Origin of the sequence: Pseudomonas sp. P4795 (assembly GCF_048822895.1) — a bacterium.
Taxonomy (GTDB): domain Bacteria; phylum Pseudomonadota; class Gammaproteobacteria; order Pseudomonadales; family Pseudomonadaceae; genus Aquipseudomonas.
This window is the reverse complement of sequence record NZ_JBMFBT010000002.1, coordinates 544,332-563,767: the sequence shown is the minus strand read 5'-3', so window position 1 is coordinate 563,767 and position 19,436 is coordinate 544,332. Positions and strand designations below refer to the sequence as shown.

The 19,436-nt window shown below is 59.8% G+C and carries 13 protein-coding genes and 2 pseudogenes; 1 reads left to right on the top strand and 14 read right to left on the bottom strand.

What is annotated here, in order from left to right:
• Window positions 1–186: 186 nt before the first annotated feature.
• The 10 genes from gcvT to arcD (ACOI8A_RS07060) all read right to left on the bottom strand — a co-directional run bounded on the left by gcvT (window position 187) and on the right by arcD (ACOI8A_RS07060) (window position 13,730).
• Window positions 187–1,311, bottom strand: coding sequence for a glycine cleavage system aminomethyltransferase GcvT (gene gcvT, locus ACOI8A_RS07105; protein WP_420646320.1), 1,125 nt, complete (start codon window positions 1,309–1,311; stop codon window positions 187–189).
• Between the two features lie 125 nt (window positions 1,312–1,436).
• A complete protein-coding gene (locus ACOI8A_RS07100) occupies window positions 1,437–2,813 on the bottom strand; it encodes an L-serine ammonia-lyase (RefSeq protein WP_420646321.1) in 1,377 nt (458 codons plus the stop codon).
• A 182-nt stretch (window positions 2,814–2,995) separates the two neighbouring features.
• Window positions 2,996–5,848, bottom strand: coding sequence for an aminomethyl-transferring glycine dehydrogenase (gene gcvP, locus ACOI8A_RS07095; RefSeq protein ID WP_420646322.1), 2,853 nt, complete (start codon window positions 5,846–5,848; stop codon window positions 2,996–2,998).
• A 10-nt stretch (window positions 5,849–5,858) separates the two neighbouring features.
• The gene (gcvH, locus tag ACOI8A_RS07090) at window positions 5,859–6,242 is read right to left on the bottom strand and encodes a glycine cleavage system protein GcvH (RefSeq protein WP_420646323.1); all 384 of its coding nucleotides are present in this window, start codon (window positions 6,240–6,242) and stop codon (window positions 5,859–5,861) included.
• A gap of 434 nt (window positions 6,243–6,676) precedes the next feature.
• Window positions 6,677–8,185 (bottom strand): sigma-54-dependent transcriptional regulator, encoded by a 1,509-nt coding sequence (locus tag ACOI8A_RS07085; protein WP_420646324.1) that lies wholly within the window; start codon window positions 8,183–8,185, stop codon window positions 6,677–6,679.
• 263 nt (window positions 8,186–8,448) lie between these two features.
• Window positions 8,449–8,811: a DUF5064 family protein gene (locus ACOI8A_RS07080; protein ID WP_420646325.1), complete on the bottom strand. Its 363-nt coding sequence runs from the start codon at window positions 8,809–8,811 to the stop codon at window positions 8,449–8,451.
• Between the two features lie 12 nt (window positions 8,812–8,823).
• The gene (gene arcC / locus ACOI8A_RS07075; RefSeq protein ID WP_420646326.1) at window positions 8,824–9,753 is read right to left on the bottom strand and encodes a carbamate kinase; all 930 of its coding nucleotides are present in this window, start codon (window positions 9,751–9,753) and stop codon (window positions 8,824–8,826) included.
• A gap of 178 nt (window positions 9,754–9,931) precedes the next feature.
• Window positions 9,932–10,942, bottom strand: a complete 1,011-nt coding sequence (locus ACOI8A_RS07070) for an ornithine carbamoyltransferase (protein WP_420651202.1) — start codon at window positions 10,940–10,942, stop codon at window positions 9,932–9,934.
• Window positions 10,943–11,011: 69 nt separating this feature from the next.
• Window positions 11,012–12,268: an arginine deiminase gene (gene arcA, locus ACOI8A_RS07065; protein WP_420646328.1), complete on the bottom strand. Its 1,257-nt coding sequence runs from the start codon at window positions 12,266–12,268 to the stop codon at window positions 11,012–11,014.
• Window positions 12,269–12,302: 34 nt separating this feature from the next.
• Window positions 12,303–13,730 (bottom strand): arginine-ornithine antiporter, encoded by a 1,428-nt coding sequence (arcD, locus tag ACOI8A_RS07060; RefSeq protein ID WP_420646329.1) that lies wholly within the window; start codon window positions 13,728–13,730, stop codon window positions 12,303–12,305.
• A 401-nt stretch (window positions 13,731–14,131) separates the two neighbouring features.
• Here arcD (ACOI8A_RS07060) and arcD (ACOI8A_RS07055) point away from each other — a divergent pair, with 401 nt between their 5' ends.
• A complete protein-coding gene (arcD, locus tag ACOI8A_RS07055; protein WP_420646330.1) occupies window positions 14,132–15,559 on the top strand; it encodes an arginine-ornithine antiporter in 1,428 nt (475 codons plus the stop codon).
• Between the two features lie 221 nt (window positions 15,560–15,780).
• Here the strand turns inward: arcD (ACOI8A_RS07055) and ACOI8A_RS07050 are convergent.
• The 4 genes and pseudogenes from ACOI8A_RS07050 to ACOI8A_RS07035 form a co-directional block, all read right to left on the bottom strand.
• Window positions 15,781–16,308: pseudogene (locus ACOI8A_RS07050) on the bottom strand (methyl-accepting chemotaxis protein); the annotation flags it as partial.
• A 378-nt stretch (window positions 16,309–16,686) separates the two neighbouring features.
• Window positions 16,687–17,646, bottom strand: a pseudogene (locus ACOI8A_RS07045) (chemotaxis protein); the annotation flags it as partial.
• A 625-nt stretch (window positions 17,647–18,271) separates the two neighbouring features.
• Window positions 18,272–18,661, bottom strand: coding sequence for a YbaN family protein (locus ACOI8A_RS07040; protein ID WP_420646331.1), 390 nt, complete (start codon window positions 18,659–18,661; stop codon window positions 18,272–18,274).
• 108 nt (window positions 18,662–18,769) lie between these two features.
• The gene (locus ACOI8A_RS07035) at window positions 18,770–19,366 is read right to left on the bottom strand and encodes a biliverdin-producing heme oxygenase (protein WP_420646332.1); all 597 of its coding nucleotides are present in this window, start codon (window positions 19,364–19,366) and stop codon (window positions 18,770–18,772) included.
• Between the last annotated feature and the right edge of the window lie 70 nt (window positions 19,367–19,436).

Here is a 19,436-nt window from a genome sequence, read left to right as displayed (position 1 = left end):
CTGCGCCTGCTGGTAGTTAGTTATTCGCCGGGTCGGGCTTATTCGATTGATGTGTTCAATTGTTTTCGAACGTTATAAGCCGCGTTCATATTCGAAACATTGAATAATCAGTGCACTGTTTTATGGCGATTGCGTTACACATTAGTGCACGCATAACGCAATCGCGTTACTTATAGAAACAGTCAATCAGCCACGATAGTAGCGTTGCGCAACAAATGGCATTTTGCTTACAAGCAGCGGCACCTTTTTCCCACGGACGATTGCCCAGACGGGCGTATCAAGGGTGATATAGGTGCTGTCGATGTAACCCATCGCCAGAGGTGCACCCAGGGTCGGACCGAAACCGCCGCTGCACACGCTGCCGATAATCTCACCCGCTTCGTTGACGATTTCTGCGCCTTCGCGAACCGGTGTGCGTTCCTGGGGCAGCAGACCCACGCGTTTGCGCACCACGCCGTTCTGTTGCTGGGCGAAGATAGTTTCAGCGCCGGGGAAACCGCCGGCGCGTGCACCGTCAGCTCGACGTGGCTTGGACATCGCCCACAGCAGGCTGGCTTCGATTGGCGTGGTTTCGCTGTTCATGTCGTGGCCGTACAGGCACAGACCGGCTTCCAGGCGTAGCGAATCGCGGGCGCCGAGGCCGATGGCTGCCACTTCAGGTTCGGCCAGCAGGGCGCGGGCGAGTTTTTCTGCGTCGGCGGCTGGCACCGAGATTTCGAAACCGTCTTCACCGGTGTAACCCGAACGGCTGACAAAGCATTCCACGCCGAGCAGTGTCACGCGCTTGAACTGCATGAAAGTCATTTGCGCCACTTCCGGCGCCAGACGCGCGAGCACGGTCACGGCTGCCGGACCTTGCAGAGCAAGCAGGGCGCGTTCTTCGAACAGCGGCTCGATCTTGCACTCAGCGCCGATGTGCTTTTGCAGATGCGCGAGATCCTGATCCTTGCACGCAGCGTTGACCACCAGGAACAGCTCATCATTGCCGAGGTTGGCGACCATCAGGTCGTCGAGGATGCCGCCGGTTTGATTGGTGAACATCGCGTAGCGCTGCATGCCGACCGGCAGGTCGATGATGTCGACTGGCACCAGGGTTTCCAGAGCTTTGGCAGCGTTGGCGCCAGTCAGGCGAATCTGGCCCATGTGCGACACGTCGAACAGCCCGGCCTGCTCGCGGGTGTGCTGGTGTTCTTTCATCACGCCCAGCGGGTATTGCACCGGCATGTCGTAGCCGGCGAACGGCACCATGCGCGCGCCGAGTTCGATGTGCAGTGCGTAGAGCGGGGTTTTCGACAGTTGTTCGGTGGACATGCGGAACTCCTTGAAATGTTGGTTCAGGGGCAAGATCAAAAGCCCCTCACCCCAGCCCTCTCCCGGAGGGAGAGGGGGCTAGTCTGGTGTTCTCCCCCCGGAGGGAGAGGGCGTTAATTACGTGATCAGCATTCGATAATGTTGACCGCCAGACCGCCGCGGGCGGTCTCTTTGTATTTGCTTTTCATGTCGGCGCCGGTCTGGCGCATGGTGCGGATGACTTTGTCGAGGGAGACGAAGTGCTGGCCGTCGCCGCGTAGTGCCATGCGCACGGCATTGATCGCCTTAACCGAGCCCATGGCGTTGCGCTCGATGCACGGCACTTGCACCAGCCCGCCAATCGGATCGCAGGTCAGACCGAGGTTGTGTTCCATGCCGATTTCGGCGGCGTTTTCCACCTGCGAAACGCTGCCGCCGAGGACTTCACACAAGGCGCCGGCGGCCATCGAGCAAGCGACGCCGACTTCACCCTGACAGCCGACTTCGGCGCCGGAGATCGAAGCGTTTTCCTTGTACAGAATGCCGATCGCGGCAGCGGTCAGCAGAAAACGCACTACACCGTCTTCATTGGCGCCGGGGATGAAGCGCATGTAGTAATGCAACACCGCCGGGACAATCCCCGCCGCACCGTTGGTGGGCGCTGTAACGACGCGACCGCCATTGGCGTTTTCTTCGTTGACCGCGAGCGCATACAGGTTGACCCAATCGAGCACCGACAGCGGATCGCGCAGTGCCGATTCCGGGTTCTTGCACAGTTGCCGATGCAGCGCCGCCGCCCGGCGTTTGACCTTCAGCCCGCCCGGTAAAATGCCTTCGTTGCGGCAGCCAGCGGCCACGCAGTCCTGCATCACTTGCCAGATGTTCAGCAGCCCGGCGCGGGTCTCCGCCTCCGGACGCCAGGCGCTTTCGTTGGTCAGCATCAGTTGGCTGATCGACAGCCCATAGGTTGCGCAATGACTGAGCAAATCCTTGGCGCTTTTGAACGGGAAGGTCAGTGGCGTGGCGTCTTCGACGATGCGGTCGGCACCGGCCGCGTCTTCATCGACCACAAAGCCACCGCCGACCGAATAATATTCGCGACTGCGGATCTGCAAACCGGCTGCATCGAACGCGCGGAAAATCATGCCGTTGGGGTGATAGGCGAGTGGCTTGCGGATCATCGCCAGGTGTTCTTTCTCGTTGAACGCAATGCTGTGTTCACCGAGCAGATTCAATTGTCCGCTGCCACGGATTTGCGCGAGACGTGCGGCGACGGTTTCGGTATCAACGGTGTCCGGGTGTTCACCTTCCAGACCGAGCAGCACGGCTTTGTCGCTGCCGTGGCCCTTGCCGGTGGCGCCGAGGGATCCGTACAGCTCAACCCTGACGCTGGCGGTTGCGGACAGCATATTTTCCCGACGCAAGCCTTCGACGAAACGCGCGGCGGCACGCATCGGGCCGACAGTGTGGGAGCTGGAGGGGCCGATGCCAATCTTGAACAGGTCGAACACGCTTAACGACATGAGTTGTTCTCCGGTTTCTTGTTATTGGGCACGCAGGAATAGCTTGTGTAGGAGCTGCCGAAGGCTGCGATCTTTTGATCTTGATCTTTAAGAAGCAAGATCAAAAGATCGCAGCCTTCGGCAGCTCCTACAGGGGGAGCGGTGTTCTGGAGAATGGGGCGGGTGATCCCGCCCCGATCCGTTTAAGCGTAGCTTTCGATCGACGGGCAGGCGCAGACCAGGTTGCGGTCGCCGAACACGTTGTCGACGCGACCGACCGGCGGCCAGTATTTGCCTTCGATCAACGACGCCACCGGATACACCGCTTGCTCGCGGCTGTACGGGTGCGTCCACTCGCCTACCAGCTCGGCGGCGGTGTGCGGAGCGTTTTTCAACGGGTTGTCTTCCTTGTCCAGCGTGCCGTTTTCCACTGCGCGGATTTCTTCGCGGATGCGGATCATGGCGTCGCAGAAGCGGTCCAGTTCTTCCTTGGATTCACTTTCGGTCGGCTCGATCATCAACGTGCCAGCCACCGGGAACGACATGGTCGGCGCGTGGAAACCAAAGTCGATCAGACGCTTGGCGACGTCATCGACGCTGATGCCGCTGCTGTCTTTCAACGGCCGCAGATCAAGGATGCACTCGTGCGCCACCAGACCGTTGCTGCCGGTGTACAGCACTGGATAGTGCTCTTCGAGGCGACGCGAGATGTAGTTGGCGTTGAGGATCGCCAGTTGCGAAGCGCGTTTCAGACCGGCGCCGCCCATCATGCGAATGTACATCCAGGTGATCGGCAGAATGCTCGCGCTGCCGAACGGTGCCGCGCAGACTGCGCCTTCCTTGCGTTCCATGTGGCCGTGGCCTGGCAGGAACGGCGTCAGGTGCGATTTGACGCCAATCGGGCCAACACCCGGGCCGCCACCGCCGTGCGGGATGCAGAAGGTTTTGTGCAGGTTCAGGTGCGACACGTCGCCGCCGAACTTGCCCGGTGCGCAGAGGCCGACCATCGCGTTCATGTTGGCGCCGTCGATGTACACCTGGCCGCCGTTGTCATGAATGATCCCGCAGATTTCGCGGATGCCTTCTTCGAACACGCCGTGGGTCGACGGGTAGGTGATCATCAGCGCAGCGAGATGTTCGCGGTGCTCGATGGCCTTGGCGCGCAGGTCTTCGATATCGACGTTGCCACGCGCATCGCACGCAGTCACGACCACGCGCATGCCAGCCATGTTGGCAGTGGCCGGGTTAGTGCCGTGGGCGGAGGACGGGATCAGGCAGATGTCACGACGTTCATCGCCACGACTCTGGTGATAAGCGCGGATCGCCAGCAGACCGGCGTATTCACCTTGCGAACCGGCGTTCGGTTGCAGCGAGATTGCGTCGTAACCGGTAGCGGCGCAGAGCATCGCTTCCAGTTCGTCGGTCAGTTGTTGATAACCGGCACTTTGCTCGGCTGGAGCGAACGGGTGCAGCGCACCAAATTCAGCCCAGGTCACCGGGATCATTTCGCTGGCGGCGTTGAGTTTCATGGTGCACGACCCCAGCGGGATCATGGTGCGATCGAGCGCCAGATCCTTGTCCGCCAGTTTGCGCAGGTAGCGCATCAGCTCGGTTTCCGAGTGATAACGGTTGAACACCGGGTGGCTGAGGATTGGCGACTGACGCAGCAGCGCGGCCGGAATGGTGCTTTCTACCGCAGCGGCCAGAGCAGCAAAGTCCGGCATGGTTTTGCCGTCAGCGAACAGGCTCCACAGGGTTTCGATGTCGGCAGCGGTGGTGGTTTCATCCACCGACAGACCCAGACGCTGGTCATCGACTACACGCAGGTTGATCTGTTGAGCGCGCGCCATGTCGTGCAGGGCAGCGGTTTGCGCGCCAGTGGCCAGGGTCAAGGTGTCGAAGAAATTCGCTTGCTCGACCTGCAGACCCAAAGCGCTCAGACCCTTGGCCAGAATCGCCGTGAGGTGATGAATGCGATTGGCGATCTGCGTCAGGCCTTTCGGGCCGTGGTACACGGCGTACATGCTGGCTATGTTGGCCAGCAGCACTTGCGCGGTACAGATGTTCGACGTGGCTTTCTCACGGCGAATATGTTGCTCGCGAGTCTGCATCGCCAGACGCAGCGCCGGTTTGCCGAAACGGTCAACCGAAACACCAACCAGACGCCCGGGCATGTCGCGCTTGAACGCGTCTTTAGTCGAGAAGTACGCAGCGTGCGGGCCACCGAAGCCCAGCGGCACGCCGAAGCGTTGTGCGGAACCGATGGCCACGTCAGCACCGAATTCGCCCGGCGGAGTCAGCAGAGTCAGCGCCAGCAGATCGGCAGCGACCGCGACCAGTGCGTTGGCGGCGTGGAAGCGTTCGGTCAGTTCGCGGTAGTCGAACACATCACCGTTGCTTGCCGGGTATTGCAGCAGCGCGCCGAAGAACGGCGTCACGTCAGTCAGTTCGCGTTCGTCGCCAACTACCACGTCGATGCCCAGCGGCTCGGCACGGGTGCGCAGCACGTCGAGGGTTTGCGGGTGGCTGTGGATCGAGGCGAAGAACTGGTGGCTGCCCTTGTTCTTGCTCAGGCGTTTGCAGAAGGTCATGGCTTCGGCAGCGGCAGTGGCTTCGTCGAGCAAGGATGCGTTGGCAATCGGCAGACCGGTGAGGTCGCTGATCAGCGTCTGAAAGTTCAGCAGCGCTTCGAGACGGCCCTGGGAGATTTCTGGCTGGTACGGCGTGTAAGCGGTGTACCAGGCCGGGTTTTCCAGCAGGTTGCGCAGGATCGGCGACGGCGTGTGGCAGTTGTAGTAGCCCTGGCCGATGTAGGTCTTGAACAGTTGGTTCTTGCCGGCGATGCCTTTGATCATCGCCAGTGCGTCGGCTTCGCTCAGGCCATCGTCCATGCCGAGCACGCTGGTGCCCTTGATGCTTTCCGGAATCACGCTGGCGCTCAAGGCTTCGAGCGAGTCGAAACCGAGGCTGTTGAGCATCGCTTGCTCGTCGCCGGCGCGCGGGCCGATGTGACGGGCGATGAATTCGTTTTGGGTGCCGAGATTTACTTGGGTCATGTCAGATTCCTCAGGCTTCGGCTTGGGCTTTGATCAGACGGTCGTAGGCGTCCTGATCCAGCAACTTGGCGACGGCAGCAGCGTCGGATGGCTGGAAGCGGAAGAACCAGCCTTGGCCCAGCGGATCTTCGTTGACCAGTTCCGGGCTGGCGTCCAGCGCCGGGTTGACTTCGAGCACTTCGCCATCGAGCGGCATGTACACGCCGCTGGCGGCTTTCACCGATTCGACGGTGGCGGCTTCAGCGCCTTTGTCGTAAGCCTGCAGCTCAGGCAGTTGCACGAACACCACGTCGCCCAGGGCGTTCTGCGCGAAAGCGGTGATACCGACGGTGACGGAACCGTCAGCCTCGGCGCGCAGCCATTCGTGATCTTCAGTAAAACGCAACTCGCTCATGGAAACTCCTCAGGGGCCAGACTCGTCTGGTGGACGCGGTGGAATACTCGGGCGCAGAGGCCCTTATTTATGAGGGTTGGGTTAGCAAGATTGCGGCCAAGGTTAAAAAGTCTATATGAATCAGCTGGTTAGAAATTTTAGGCGAAGATGTTTAACCAAGGGCTGTAGCGATATCGCTACAGCATGGGGCGAGGAAAAAAGCTGAAGCGGATCAAAGCCTTGCACAGCAGTGATCGGAGGAGGGTGGAACGATATCGTTCCGATGTAGCGCTTTCAGTACAGATGGAGGTCGGTTTTGCCGCAGGCGATGAAGCTTCTGAACTGCAAACCCGAACTGTAGGAGCTGCCGCAGGCTGCGATCTTTTGATCTTGATCTTGAAACCAAGATCAAAAGATCGCAGCCTGCGGCAGCTCCTACAGGGGATTTGAGTGAATCAGGGTTTGTTGGGGATGCCGTATTTGCGCAGTCGATGCGCGATCGCCGTGTGCGAGGTTTGCAGGCGGCTGGCGAGTTGGCGGGTCGATGGATAACTCACGTAGAGTTTTTCCAGCAGCGTTTTTTCGAAAGCTTCAACCGCTTGTTCGAGACTGTCGACATCGCTGTCAGTCTGGCGCGCCACGGAGGTACCGGCGATGTCGAGGTCGCCGATGTCCACCAGACTACTTTCGCAAATCGCCGCAGCACGGAAGATCACGTTCTGCAATTGCCGCACGTTGCCCGGCCAGCGATTACCGAGCAGCGCCGGATAAGTGCCCGGTGCCAGACGACAGACCGGCCGCTGGATCTGCGCACAGGCCTGCTGCATGAAATAGCGCGCCAGCAACAGAATGTCCTGACCGCGTTCGCGCAGCGGTGGCACTTCGACGTTGAGCACGTTGAGGCGATAGAACAGGTCTTCGCGGAACGTGCCTTCGCTGACCATTTTTTCCAGATCGCGGTGGGTAGCGCTGAGGATGCGCACGTTGACCTTCACCTCGCGATCACCACCGACTCGACGGAAGCTGCCGTCGTTGAGAAAGCGCAGCAGTTTGGCCTGCAAGTACGGCGACATCTCGCCGATCTCGTCGAGAAACACCGTGCCCTGATTCGCAAGTTCCATCAGCCCCGGTTTGCCGCCACGTTGCGCGCCAGTGAAGGCGCCGGGGGCGTAGCCGAACAGCTCGCTCTCGGCGAGATTCTCCGGCAGGGCCGCGCAGTTCAGCGCGAGAAACGGCGCACTGTGCCGTGCACTGATGGCATGACAGGCGCGCGCTACCAGCTCTTTGCCAGTGCCGGTTTCACCCTGAATCAGTAACGGCGCATCAAGTGCTGCGACTCGCTGAGCGCGGGCCTTTAGCGTGCGGATTGCCGGGGATTCGCCGAGCAGCGCATCGAAACCTTCAGCGTGATCGTGGTGCAGCGCCGAGAGTTGTTCGCCGATGCGGTTCGGTTGATACAGCGTGAGCAGGGCGCCGGCGTCGGTGATCGGCGTGGCATCCAGCAGCAAGGTCTGGCCGTTGACGGTGATCTCGCGCAGCGGCAGGCGGAAGCCGTGTTCGAGCAAGGTGTCGAGCAGGGCCGGATCGTTGAACAGTTCAGAGACGCTTTCACCGGCCGGTTCGCGCCCGTATAGAGCGATCAACGCCGGGTTGGCCAGCAGCACCTTGCCGGCGCTGTCGAGGGCCAGTACCGGGTCGGTCATGGCTGCGAGCAAGGCGTCGAGCTGCAAATGACGGCGCTGGCCGGGGAGGATGTCGACCACCGTTACCGCTTCGACGCCAAGTACGCGAAACAGGGCATCTTTGAGCTCTTCGAGCACATCCGGACTCAGCGTCGGGGCGTCGATGTAGACGTTCGGCGGAACCATTTCCACCGCATCCAGATTGAGGTTGCGCCCACCGAGCAGGGCCAGGACTTCCTGGGTGATGCCGACGCGGTCGATGAAACTGACGTGGATACGCATGGGGCGGATTTGGGTTCTGGATTGCGGAGGGTGGCAAGTATGCCTTGCCGGGGGCTGGGGTGAAATCCTGAGATTTGCGGCGTATTGAAGATCCACCCCTCACCCCAGCCCTCTCCCCAGAGGGGCGAGGGGGAAAGGGAGCAGATCCGGGGCTTTTCAATACTTGAGTTCGACTCGAATTTTCAGGTCGATGGACATGGAATGGGCGACTCGGTCAGTCCCCTCTCCCTTGGGAGAGGGCTAGGGTGAGGGGCTTTTCAGGTTCACTCCAGATGTTCGGGCTTAACCGGATCCCCCGATTTCATATTCAACTGCACCCGCACGTCCTCAAACATCAGGTCGTAGTACTTGTGACTCGAACCGAGGCTGCTGTGCGCTTTGGGGATGCCGTTCTTTTCCAGGATTTTTGTGACGTTGCTGGCGAAGTTGTACGCCTGGTCCTTGGGCAGGAAAAACGCTTCTTTCACGTCCTTGCCCTGAATCGAACCATGCAGTGTGAACTGCATCCCTTTGCCTTCTTTGGCGTCCTGTACGACTTCATAGTCGAGGTGCAAGTCGTAGCTGACATCATCCTTGGTCAGAGCGTGACGCTCGAAATGCAAATGTCCCGGGTCGAACGTTGCCATTGCTGTTTCTCCTCACAAATAAGTAATGCCAGGTTTCGCCGTGCTGATGCGCGTGCCGGCCGTGCCCTGGACAATCGCTTCGATGTCCGCCAGCGAACCGATCACCGCGACCTTGCCAGTATTGCGGGCAAATTCGCAAGCTGCCTGGACCTTCGGCCCCATCGAGCCTGCGGCGAAACCGAGACGTTCAAGTTCGTCCGGGTGGGCCTGGGCGATGGCTTTCTGGGTCGGTTTGCCGTAATCGATATAAGCCGCGTTGACGTCGGTGGCGATCACCAGCAAATCACTTTCAAGCTGTTCGGCCAGCAGCGCCGAGCACAGGTCTTTATCGATCACCGCTTCGATGCCTTTGAGATTGCGGTTCTCGTCGTACATGGTCGGAATGCCGCCGCCACCCGCGCAAATCACGATGCTGCCCTTGTCCAGCAGCCACTTGATCGGGCGGATTTCGAAAATGCGTTTTGGTCGTGGACTGGCCACCACACGACGATATTTGTCGCCATCGGGAGCAATCGCCCAGCCTTTTTCGGCGGCGAGTTTTTCTGCGTCGGCCTTGGTGTAGACCGGGCCGATCGGTTTGGTCGGGTTCTTGAAGGCCGGGTCGTTGGCGTCGACTTCGACTTGCGTCAGCAGGGTGGCGAACGGGACTTCGAAGTCCAGAAGATTGCCCAGTTCCTGTTCGATGATGTAGCCGATCATGCCTTCGGTTTCCGCGCCGAGCACGTCCAGCGGGTACGGCGCGACCGAGGTGTAAGCGGCGGCTTGCAACGACAGCAGGCCGACTTGCGGGCCATTGCCGTGGGCGATGACCAGTTGGTTGCCGGGATAAATCTTGGCGATTTGCTCGGTGGCGATGCGGATGTTGGCGCGCTGATTGTCAGCGGTCATCGGCTCACCACGGCGGAGCAGGGCGTTACCGCCCAGAGCTACGACGATACGCATGGTGCATGTCCTTTCAGAATTCGATAACCCTGTAGGAGCTGCCGAAGGCTGCGATCTTTTGATCTTGCCCCTTAAAATCAAGATCAAAAGATCGCAGCCTGCGGCAGCTCCTACAGGTCAGTGGTTAATCAAAATGATCAGCCATGACAGGTCAGTGGCTGATCAGGCGATCAGCCTTTTAGATATCCGCCAACGCCGACACCAGAATCGCCTTGATGGTGTGCATGCGGTTTTCCGCTTGCTCGAAGGCGATGTTGGCCGGGGATTCGAACACCTCTTCGGTGACTTCGACGCCATTGGCCAGGTGCGGATAGCGCGCGGCGATGTCTTTGCCGACCTTGGTTTCGCTGTTGTGGAACGCCGGCAGGCAGTGCATGAATTTCACCCGTGGGTTGCCCGAGACTTTCATCATGTTGCTGTTGACCTGGTACGGCAGCAGTTGCTCGATGCGCTCGTCCCACGCTTCCACCGGCTCACCCATCGACACCCAGATGTCGGTGTGGATGAAGTCCACGCCTTTGACCGCTTCTTTCGGGTCTTCGGTGATGGTGATGCGCGCGCCGCTTTCTTCGGCGAATTCTTTGCACTGCGCGATGAAGTCAGCGTGCGGCCACAGCGCTTTCGGCGCGGCGATACGCACGTCCATGCCGAGTTTGGCGCCGATCATCAGCAACGAGTTGCCCATGTTGTAGCGCGCGTCGCCGAGGTAGGCGTAGCTGATGTCGTGCATCGGCTTGTCACTGTGTTCGCGCATGGTCAGCACGTCGGCGATCATTTGGGTCGGGTGGAATTCAGCGGTCAGACCGTTGAACACCGGCACGCCGGCGTACTTGGCCAGCTCTTCGACGATTTCCTGTTCGAAGCCACGGTACTCGATGGCATCGAACATCCGGCCGAGGACGCGGGCGGTGTCTTTCATGCTTTCTTTGTGGCCGATCTGCGACGACACCGGGTCGATGTAGGTGACGTGAGCACCCTGATCGTGGGCCGCCACTTCGAAGGCGCAACGGGTACGGGTCGAAGTTTTTTCGAAGATCAGCGCGATGTTCTTGCCTTGCAGGTGCGGACGCTCGGTGCCGGTGTACTTGGCGCGTTTGAGGTCGCGGGACAGGTCGATCAGGTAGTTGAGCTCGCGAGTGGTGTGGTGCATCAAACTCAGCAAGCTGCGGTTGCGCATGTTAAAAGCCATGATGGATCTCCTTGGGTTTCGGTTATCCGCCTGCTTCACGCCGGATAGGCGCGAAGCAGGGCATACAAATCAATAGTCGATTGGGTCGCGAATGATCGGGCAGGTCATGCAGTGACCGCCGCCACGGCCGCGACCGAGTTCACCGGCGCTGATGGTGATCACCTCGACCCCGGCCTTGCGCAGCAGGGTGTTGGTGTAGGTGTTGCGGTCGTAGCCGATGACCACGCCAGGTTCCACGGCCACCACGTTGTTGCCGTCGTCCCACTGCTCGCGTTCGGCCGCGAAGCTGTTGCCGCCGGTTTCCACCACGCGCAGCTTCGGCAGTTTCAGTGCCGCGGCCACGGTGTCGAGGAAGCTGCTTTCTTCACGGCGGATGTCGATGCCGCCCTGTTTGCTTTCGTCAGGACGCAGGGTGAAGGCTACGATCTGATTGACCACTTCCGGGAAAATCGTGACGAGGTCGCGGTCGCAGAAGCTGAACACGGTGTCGAGGTGCATCGCTGCGCGGGATTTCGGCAGGCCGGCAACGATGACTTTTTCCACGGCCTTGTTCTTGAACAGGTTCAGCGCCAGTTGGCCGATGGCCTGACGCGACGAACGTTCGCCCATGCCGATCAACACCACGCCGTTGCCGATCGGCATCACGTCGCCGCCCTCAAGGGTCGAGCTGCCGTGTTCCTTGTCCGGGTCGCCGTACCAGATTTCGAATTCGGCGTTGGTGAACTGCGGGTGGAATTTGTAGATGGCGGTGGCCAGCAGGGTTTCCTGACGGCGCGCCGGCCAGTACATCGGGTTCAGGGTCACGCCACCGTAAATCCAGCAGGTAGTGTCGCGGGTGAATTGGGTGTTGGGCAGCGGCGGCAGAATGAAGCTGGAGTGGCCGAGGAAGTCGCGGAACATCTGAATGGTCTTGCCGCCGAAGCTGTCCGGCAGATCATCGGCAGACACGCCACCAATCAGGAATTCGGCGATGTGCCGTGGCTCAAGGCTTTTCAGCCAGGATTTGACTTCGTTGATCAGACCGAGGCCCACCGAATCGGCGGTGACCTTGCGCTCGAGAATCCAGTCCAGCGCTTCCGGGTTGGCGACGATGTCGGTCAGCAGGTTGTGCATTTCCAGCACGTCGATCCCGCGTTCGCGCATCTTGGTCACGAAGTCGAAGTGGTCGCGCTTGGCCTGAGCTACCCACAGCACGTCATCGAACAGCAGTTCATCGCAGTTGTTCGGGGTCAGCCGCTGATGGGCCAGACCTGGGGAGCAGACCATGACTTTGCGCAGTTTGCCGGCTTCGGAATGGACGCCGTACTTAACTTTTTCCGTGGTCATTGCAGTGATCCTCCAGAGATAAAACGTTTGGCAATTACAGAGTCAGGAAGCCGTCATACAGTCCGTAGGCTGCTACCAGAGCGCCCACGACCACTGCGGCGAAAATCAGCTTCTCGACGTTGGTGAATACCGGTTGTTTGAGTTCGAGCTTGGCCTTGGCGAACAGGATCGCGCCGGGCGCATACAACAGAGCAGAGAGCAGCAGGTACTTGACCCCGCCGGCGTACAGCAGCCAGACCGCGTAGATCAGGGCGATGCCGCCGATCAGCAGATCCTTGCGCCGTTCAGCCGCGAAGCCTTCGTAGCTTTCGCCGCGTACCGCCAGCAGCAGGGCATACGCCGCCGACCACAGGTAAGGCACCAGAATCATCGAGGTGGCGAGGTAGATCAGCGACAGGTAAGTGCTGGCCGAGAACAGGGTGATGATCAGGAAAATCTGCACCATTGCGTTGGTCAGCCACAGGGCGTTGACCGGTACGTGGTTGGCGTTTTCCTTGCGCAGAAACTCGGGCATGGTGTGGTCTTTGGCGGCGGCGAACATGATCTCCGCGCACAGCAGCACCCACGACAACAACGCCCCGAGCAGCGAGATGATCAGACCGACGCTGATCAGCACCGCGCCCCAGTGACCGACCACGTGCTCCAACACGGCAGCCATCGACGGGTTCTGCAGTTTCGCCAGTTCCGGTTGAGTCATGATCCCCAGCGACAGCACATTCACCAGCACCAGGAACAGCAGCACAGTGATGAAACCGATCACCGTGGCTTTACCGACGTCCGAGCGTTTTTCCGCCCGCGCCGAGAAAATGCTCGCGCCTTCGATACCGATGAACACCCAGACGGTGACCAGCATCATGTTGCGCACCTGGTTCATCACGCTGCCCAGATCCGGATTCTTGATGCCCCAGATGTCGGCGGTGAAGATGTCCAGTTTGAAAGCGAATACCGCGATCAACACGAACAGCAGCAGCGGCACGACTTTGGCGACCGTGGTCACGAGGTTGATGAACGCCGCTTCCTTGATCCCGCGCAATACCAGAAAGTGCACGGCCCACAACAGAATCGACGCGCCGATCACCGCAGCAACCGTGTTGCCCTCGCCGAATATCGGAAAGAAATAACCGAGGGTGCTGAACAGCAGAACGAAGTAACCGACGTTGCCCAGCCAGGCACTGATCCAGTAACCCCAGGCTGATGAGAAACCCATGTAATCGCCGAATCCGGCCTTGGCGTAGGCGTACACGCCGCCGTCGAGGTCAGGTTTGCGGTTGGCGAGGGTCTGGAAGACGAAAGCGAGGGTGAGCATGCCGACAGCGGTGATGGCCCAGCCGATGAGTACTGCGCCGACGTCGGCGCTGGCTGCCATGTTTTGTGGCAAAGAGAATATCCCGCCACCGATCATTGAACCGACTACCAAGGCGACCAGCGCACCTAATCGTAGTTTTCCGGGAGCTTCAGACATTGCATGACTCCATTGCCGGAGAGAAGAGTTCACAGGGTAGATCTGTTGACTGTTCAAACAACTGACGTGGATCAGTGCATGGGCACATTCCATTGTTAATGAATGACTTAGGTATGAAGTACAGGCATAACGCTATTGTCTGTAAGGCCCGTACTAGAGGGCTTTTGTCGATTTGAGTGGGAATGGATCGTATTACTTTCGAATTATCACGCTAGTTGGTTTTCAGCATTTGGCAAATTTTCGGCATCTGTTTTCAGTACAGAATTGATTTATCAGGACTAGCGCACAAAAGTCATACACTCCTGCTAAGCGTTAGCGTTTATGGCTATAAATAACCGACGTTAATTGGGGTTATCTATTAAACGTAATCAGGCTTCAGAAATTGATAAAGGGAGACTGGAATGTCGCAACCGACGCAAAAGCTGCGCCTTGGCGCACTGATCGCCCTGGTGGTCGGATCGATGATTGGTGGCGGGATTTTTTCGCTGCCGCAGAACATGGCGGCCCGCGCCGATGCCGGGGCGATTCTGATCGGCTGGGGCATCACCGCAATTGGCATGCTGACCCTGGCGTTCGTCTTCCAGACCTTGGCCAATCGCAAACCGGAACTCGATTCGGGCGTGTATGCCTACGCCAAGGCCGGGTTCGGCGATTACATGGGTTTCTCATCGGCGTGGGGCTACTGGATCAGCGCGTGGCTGGGCAACGTCGGCTATTTCGTTCTGCTGTTCAGCACCCTCGGCTACTTCTTCCCGGTGTTCGGCCAGGGCAACACGCCGATTGCCATCGCCTGCGCATCAGTGCTGCTGTGGGCGGTGCATTTTCTGGTCATGCGCGGAATCAAGGAAGCGGCGTTGATCAATCAACTGACCACCGTGGCCAAAGTGGTGCCGTTGATCATGTTCATCGTCATCGCTGCCGTCGCGTTCAAGGTTGATATTTTTACCCGTGACATCTGGGGCCACAGCAACCCGAATTTCGGCGGGGTGATGGATCAGGTGCGCAACATGATGCTGGTCACGGTGTTCGTGTTCATCGGCATCGAAGGCGCCAGCGTGTACTCGGCGCGAGCGGAGAAGCGCAGCGACGTCGGCCGTGCCACGGTGATCGGATTTGTCGGGGTGCTGGCGCTGTTGGTGCTGGTCAACGTGCTGTCGCTGGGGATCATGAGTCAGCCGGAACTGGCGAGCTTGCAGAACCCGTCGCTGGCGGCGGTGCTGGAACATGTCGTCGGTCCGTGGGGCGCGCTGCTGATCAGCATCGGACTGGCGATTTCGCTGCTTGGGGCGCTGCTGTCGTGGGCGCTGCTGTGTGCAGAAATCCTCTTCGCCACGGCCAAGGACAAGACCATGCCGGCGTTCCTCAAGAAGGAAAATGCCAACCATGTGCCGGTCAATGCGTTGTGGCTGACCAACGTGATGATCCAGATTTTCCTGCTGATCACGCTGTTCTCCGCTGGGACTTACACCAGCCTGATTTACCTCGCCTCGTCGATGATTCTGGTGCCGTATCTGTGGTCGGCGGCGTACGCGGTGTTGTTGAGCGGGCGCGGCGAAACCTACGAACACGCGTCGGCCGAGCGCACCAAGGATCTGCTGATCGGCGGTATCGCCCTGAGTTACGCGGTGTGGTTGTTGTATGCCGGCGGGGTGAAATATCTGCTGCTGTCGGCGTTGTTGTACGCGCCGGGGGTGATTCTGTTTGCCAAGGCCAAGCGTGAGCAGGGTGAACCGTTGTTCACCACGGTTGAAAAGGGGATTTTTACCTGTGTGATCGTTGGGGCGGGGTTGGCGGCTTATGGGTTGTACAGCGGGTTGTTGTCGCTGTGAGGATGTTTGGTTGATCAGATTTTGTGGTGACAGGTCGGGCCTCATCGCTGGCAAGTCGAATCGTCGCACCGCAGCTCCCACAGGTTAAGAGGTGTTGACAGATTTTGTGTACGACTCGAAAACTGTGGGAGCTGCGGTGCGACGATTCGACTTGCCAGCGATAGCGGTGTGTCAGTTAGCAGATGCATAACTGACCTGCCGCCATCGCTGGTGCTTCCTGGTTACACGCGGAACTGATCCATCAGCTTCATCTGCTGGCTTGCCAGCGCATTCAGCTGGCTACTGATCGCTGCCGATTCAGTGGCTTGTCCGGTCAAGGTTTCAGTCACGGTGCGAATCGCCGAAACGTTGCGGTTGACCTCTTCAGCCACAGCACTTTGCTGCTCGGCGGCGCTGGCGATTTGCAGGTTCATGTCGCTGATCACCGTCACTGCGTCGCTGATCTTGCCCAGTGCATCCACTGCATGACGAATCTGCCCGGCATTGTTGTGCGCTTGGGTCTGGCTTGAATGCATGGTCGCGACCACGCCTCGAGTGCCGGTCTGGATGCGTTCGATGACCACGCGAATTTCTTCAACCGAATCCTGGGTGCGCTTGGCGAGGTTACGTACTTCGTCGGCCACCACCGCGAAACCGCGACCGCTTTCGCCAGCACGTGCCGCTTCAATGGCGGCGTTCAGGGCCAGCAGGTTGGTCTGTTCGGCGATGCTGCGGATCACTTCCAGCACCGAGCCAATCTGCTCGCTGTTGACCGCCAGCGCTTCGACTTCGGTCACCGCTTTGCTGACTTCATCGGCCAGTTGATTGATGTCGCGGGTGCTGCGCTCGATGATCGACATACCTTCGCGGGCCGACTGATCGGCACCTTTGGCTGCGTTGGCCGCGTTCGACGCGCTGTTGGCCACGTCGTGGGCAGTGGCGCTCATTTCGTTCGACGCGGTGGCCACCTGATCGATCTCGCGGAACTGCACCTGCATGCCTTCGCTGGTCTGGCGGGCGATTTCCGAAGACTGATCAGCGGTGCCGCGCGCTTCGGTGATGCTCTGTTTGATCTGCGCGATGGTCGGCTGCAGCTTGTCGAGGAAGCGGTTGAACCAGTTCACCAGCTCGCCCAGTTCATCCTTTTTGCTGTAGTTCAGCCGTTGCGTCAGATCGCCTTCGCCGCTGGCGATGTTCTTCAGCATCTCGGCGACGCTGTTGATCGGCCGGGTCACGCCCGACGCGGTGAGCCAGATCAGCAGCAGGCCGACCAGACCAGCGATCACCGCCACCGAGATCGCGGTGATGGTGCCGGTTTCCTGCGCGTCGTCGAGCACCGCTTGCAGCTTGACCGAGTCGGCCAGCAGCACTTGTTTCGGCAGGTCGATGACTACGCCCCACGCTTTGGAGTCGCTGATCGGGCTGACCGGGTACACCGCGCGAATCAAGTCGCCTTGTTCGAGAATCTTCGGCGTGCCAGCGGCGAGGAGTTGCAGCACTTCCTTGCCTTCAGCGCCGAGGGTGTCGCCGATGCTTTTACCGACCTTGCTTGCGTCAGTGCTGTAGGCGCCGAGCACGCCGCTGCCGGACACGATCAACATGTGCCCGGCTCCGCTGAACAGCTCGCGCTGGGCGTCAACGCCTGCCGCTTGCAAGGCGTCGAGCGCAATGTCGACGCCGACCACGCCGATGGCCTTACCATCCACCAGCAACGGTACGGAAATCGTGGTCATGAGCATTTCCTTGCCGCCGACGGTGTCCGCGTACGGGTCGAGCAGGCAGGTGCGCTTGTTGTCGCGAGGGCAGGTGTACCAACTGTTGTACGGCGTGCCGCTGACACTCATGGTGGTTTTGGTCAGGTCTTCTTCAACCATGATGGTATTGAGCGCAGCGCCGCCGGCACGACTCCAGTAGCTGGCGAAACGTCCGGCTTCGTTGGACTGGCGCGCAGCGTCGTTGGCGAATTCGCTGTCCTTGCCGTCCAGCGCATCGGGCTCGAATGCCAGCCAGATGCCGAGCACCTTGTTGTTGCGCTCGAACGCGGTTTTCAGGCTCTGGTTCAACTCTTCGCGCAAGGCGCCAGCGTCCAGTGAACGCTTGCTTGCCATGCTGCGCAGGTCCTTGATCTGATCCGCCAGCGCGGTAATCACCGACAGGTTTTCGCCAAAGGTTTTCTGCAGGCGAATCGCTTGTTCGCCCGCCTTGGCCTGCAACAGGTTCTGCACACTGGCGGTGAGCATCTTGCTGCTGGAGGCACTGACCAGTTGGTCGTTCTGGTTGGTCTGGTAGATGTTCATGCCGACGATCAGCGCGACCACGCCAAGCAGGCACAGGCCGGAGAGCAGCACGATTTTCAGGCGGATGGACAGAGAGTCGAACATAGGGCGTTCTCGCGAAGGGATGAGCTGTTGGCTACGGGCTGGAACGCCCCGGTTCGCCAAATCCATTCAGCGCCATTCAATGCTCATCGGCGCGGGGGCAGGTTTGCATGAGAGGCTTGCCGACGAGCGGTAGCTGCTAAACGTTTGCGCAGGACAATGTGCTGAAAAGAGGCTGCTTTTCAGTGAAGTCCTGGCCTCGTGGTGAGAAGCTTTTGTGGCGAGGGAGCTTGCTCCCGCTGGGCTGCGAAGCGGCCCCAAGTCCCGGCAAATGCGGTATCACTGAAAAACTGTATTCGCCGGATTTACGACTGCTGCGCAGCCGAGCGGGAGCAAGCTCCCTCGCCACAGGGGATTAAGCGGGGAGGGCTTCCGGGCGTGACCAGATCCACAGATTGCCCATGCTCATGCCGGCAATGGCCAGATAGATCGGCCAGCCATGATCGAGCATCACCAGCATCAGCGTCGCGCACAGCAGCATGCTGACGGTGGCGCTGACCTTGGCGCGGCGCGCGATGATCTTGCCGTTGCGCCAGTTGTGCAGGATCGGGCCGAACAGCCGGTGGTTTTCCAGCCAGGCACTCAGTCGCGGCGAACTGCGCGTCGCGGCCCACGCGGCGAGCAGGATGAACTCGGTGGTCGGCAGGCCGGGCACGACAATCGCGATCAGACCGATGCCGAGGCTGACATAGGCGAGCAGGCCGAACAGCAGGCGGGCGATTTTTGAGTGGGCGGGTTGGGGCATGGGCTCAGCGAGTTACTTCTGAAGCGGGATGGGAATCTTACAGGCTTACGCAATTCACTGTGGGAGCTGGCAAGCCAGCTCCCACAGGGTTTTGTGTTGTGCGCTGGATCAGGCGGGTTCGGCTTGGATTGAGTAGGCCTGTTCGAGCAACACCGTGAAGCGGTTGAACGCGTCGATTGCGCCTTGCTCGACTTCGGCTTCTTCCTCAGCAGTGAACTCCAGTGCATCGAGGGTTCTGACAAAACGTTTCCAGCCTTCGGCGCGACCGCCCTCTGGCTCGCCCAAGTGACGCGCACCGAAGGTTTCACTCAGCTCCAGCGCCACCGCACGCTTGATCAAAAACGCCGCACCGAGCTTCGAACCTTCGGAAACGAAGATCCAGCCCAAGGCGCGCGCCTTGCCCGGATTCTTCACCGCGCCTGCCACCGGCGCCGGTACTTCGGTATCCAGATCAGCCAGGTCAGCCTTGGCCGCATCAGCACGGCAACGCGCCGGCAGATCGGCAACGATTTCGCGCAGTTCAGGGTCGTTGTACAAACCCACCAGTTCCGACTGGAACAGGTATTGCGCGACCACGAAGCGCGCGAAGTTGGCGCGGGTCTCGAACGGGGCGTGGGCTTTGACCAGTGCGTCGAGCTTGCTGTGCGGCTCGTGGGTGATCTGGTTCAGGCGTTGCGAACGCAGGGCTTTGTCCGTGGTGGTCATGAGATGTCCTTGAAAAGAAGAGGCGCTTGATAACGAGACGTTCGGGCATGCGCCGGACAGTAAAAAAACC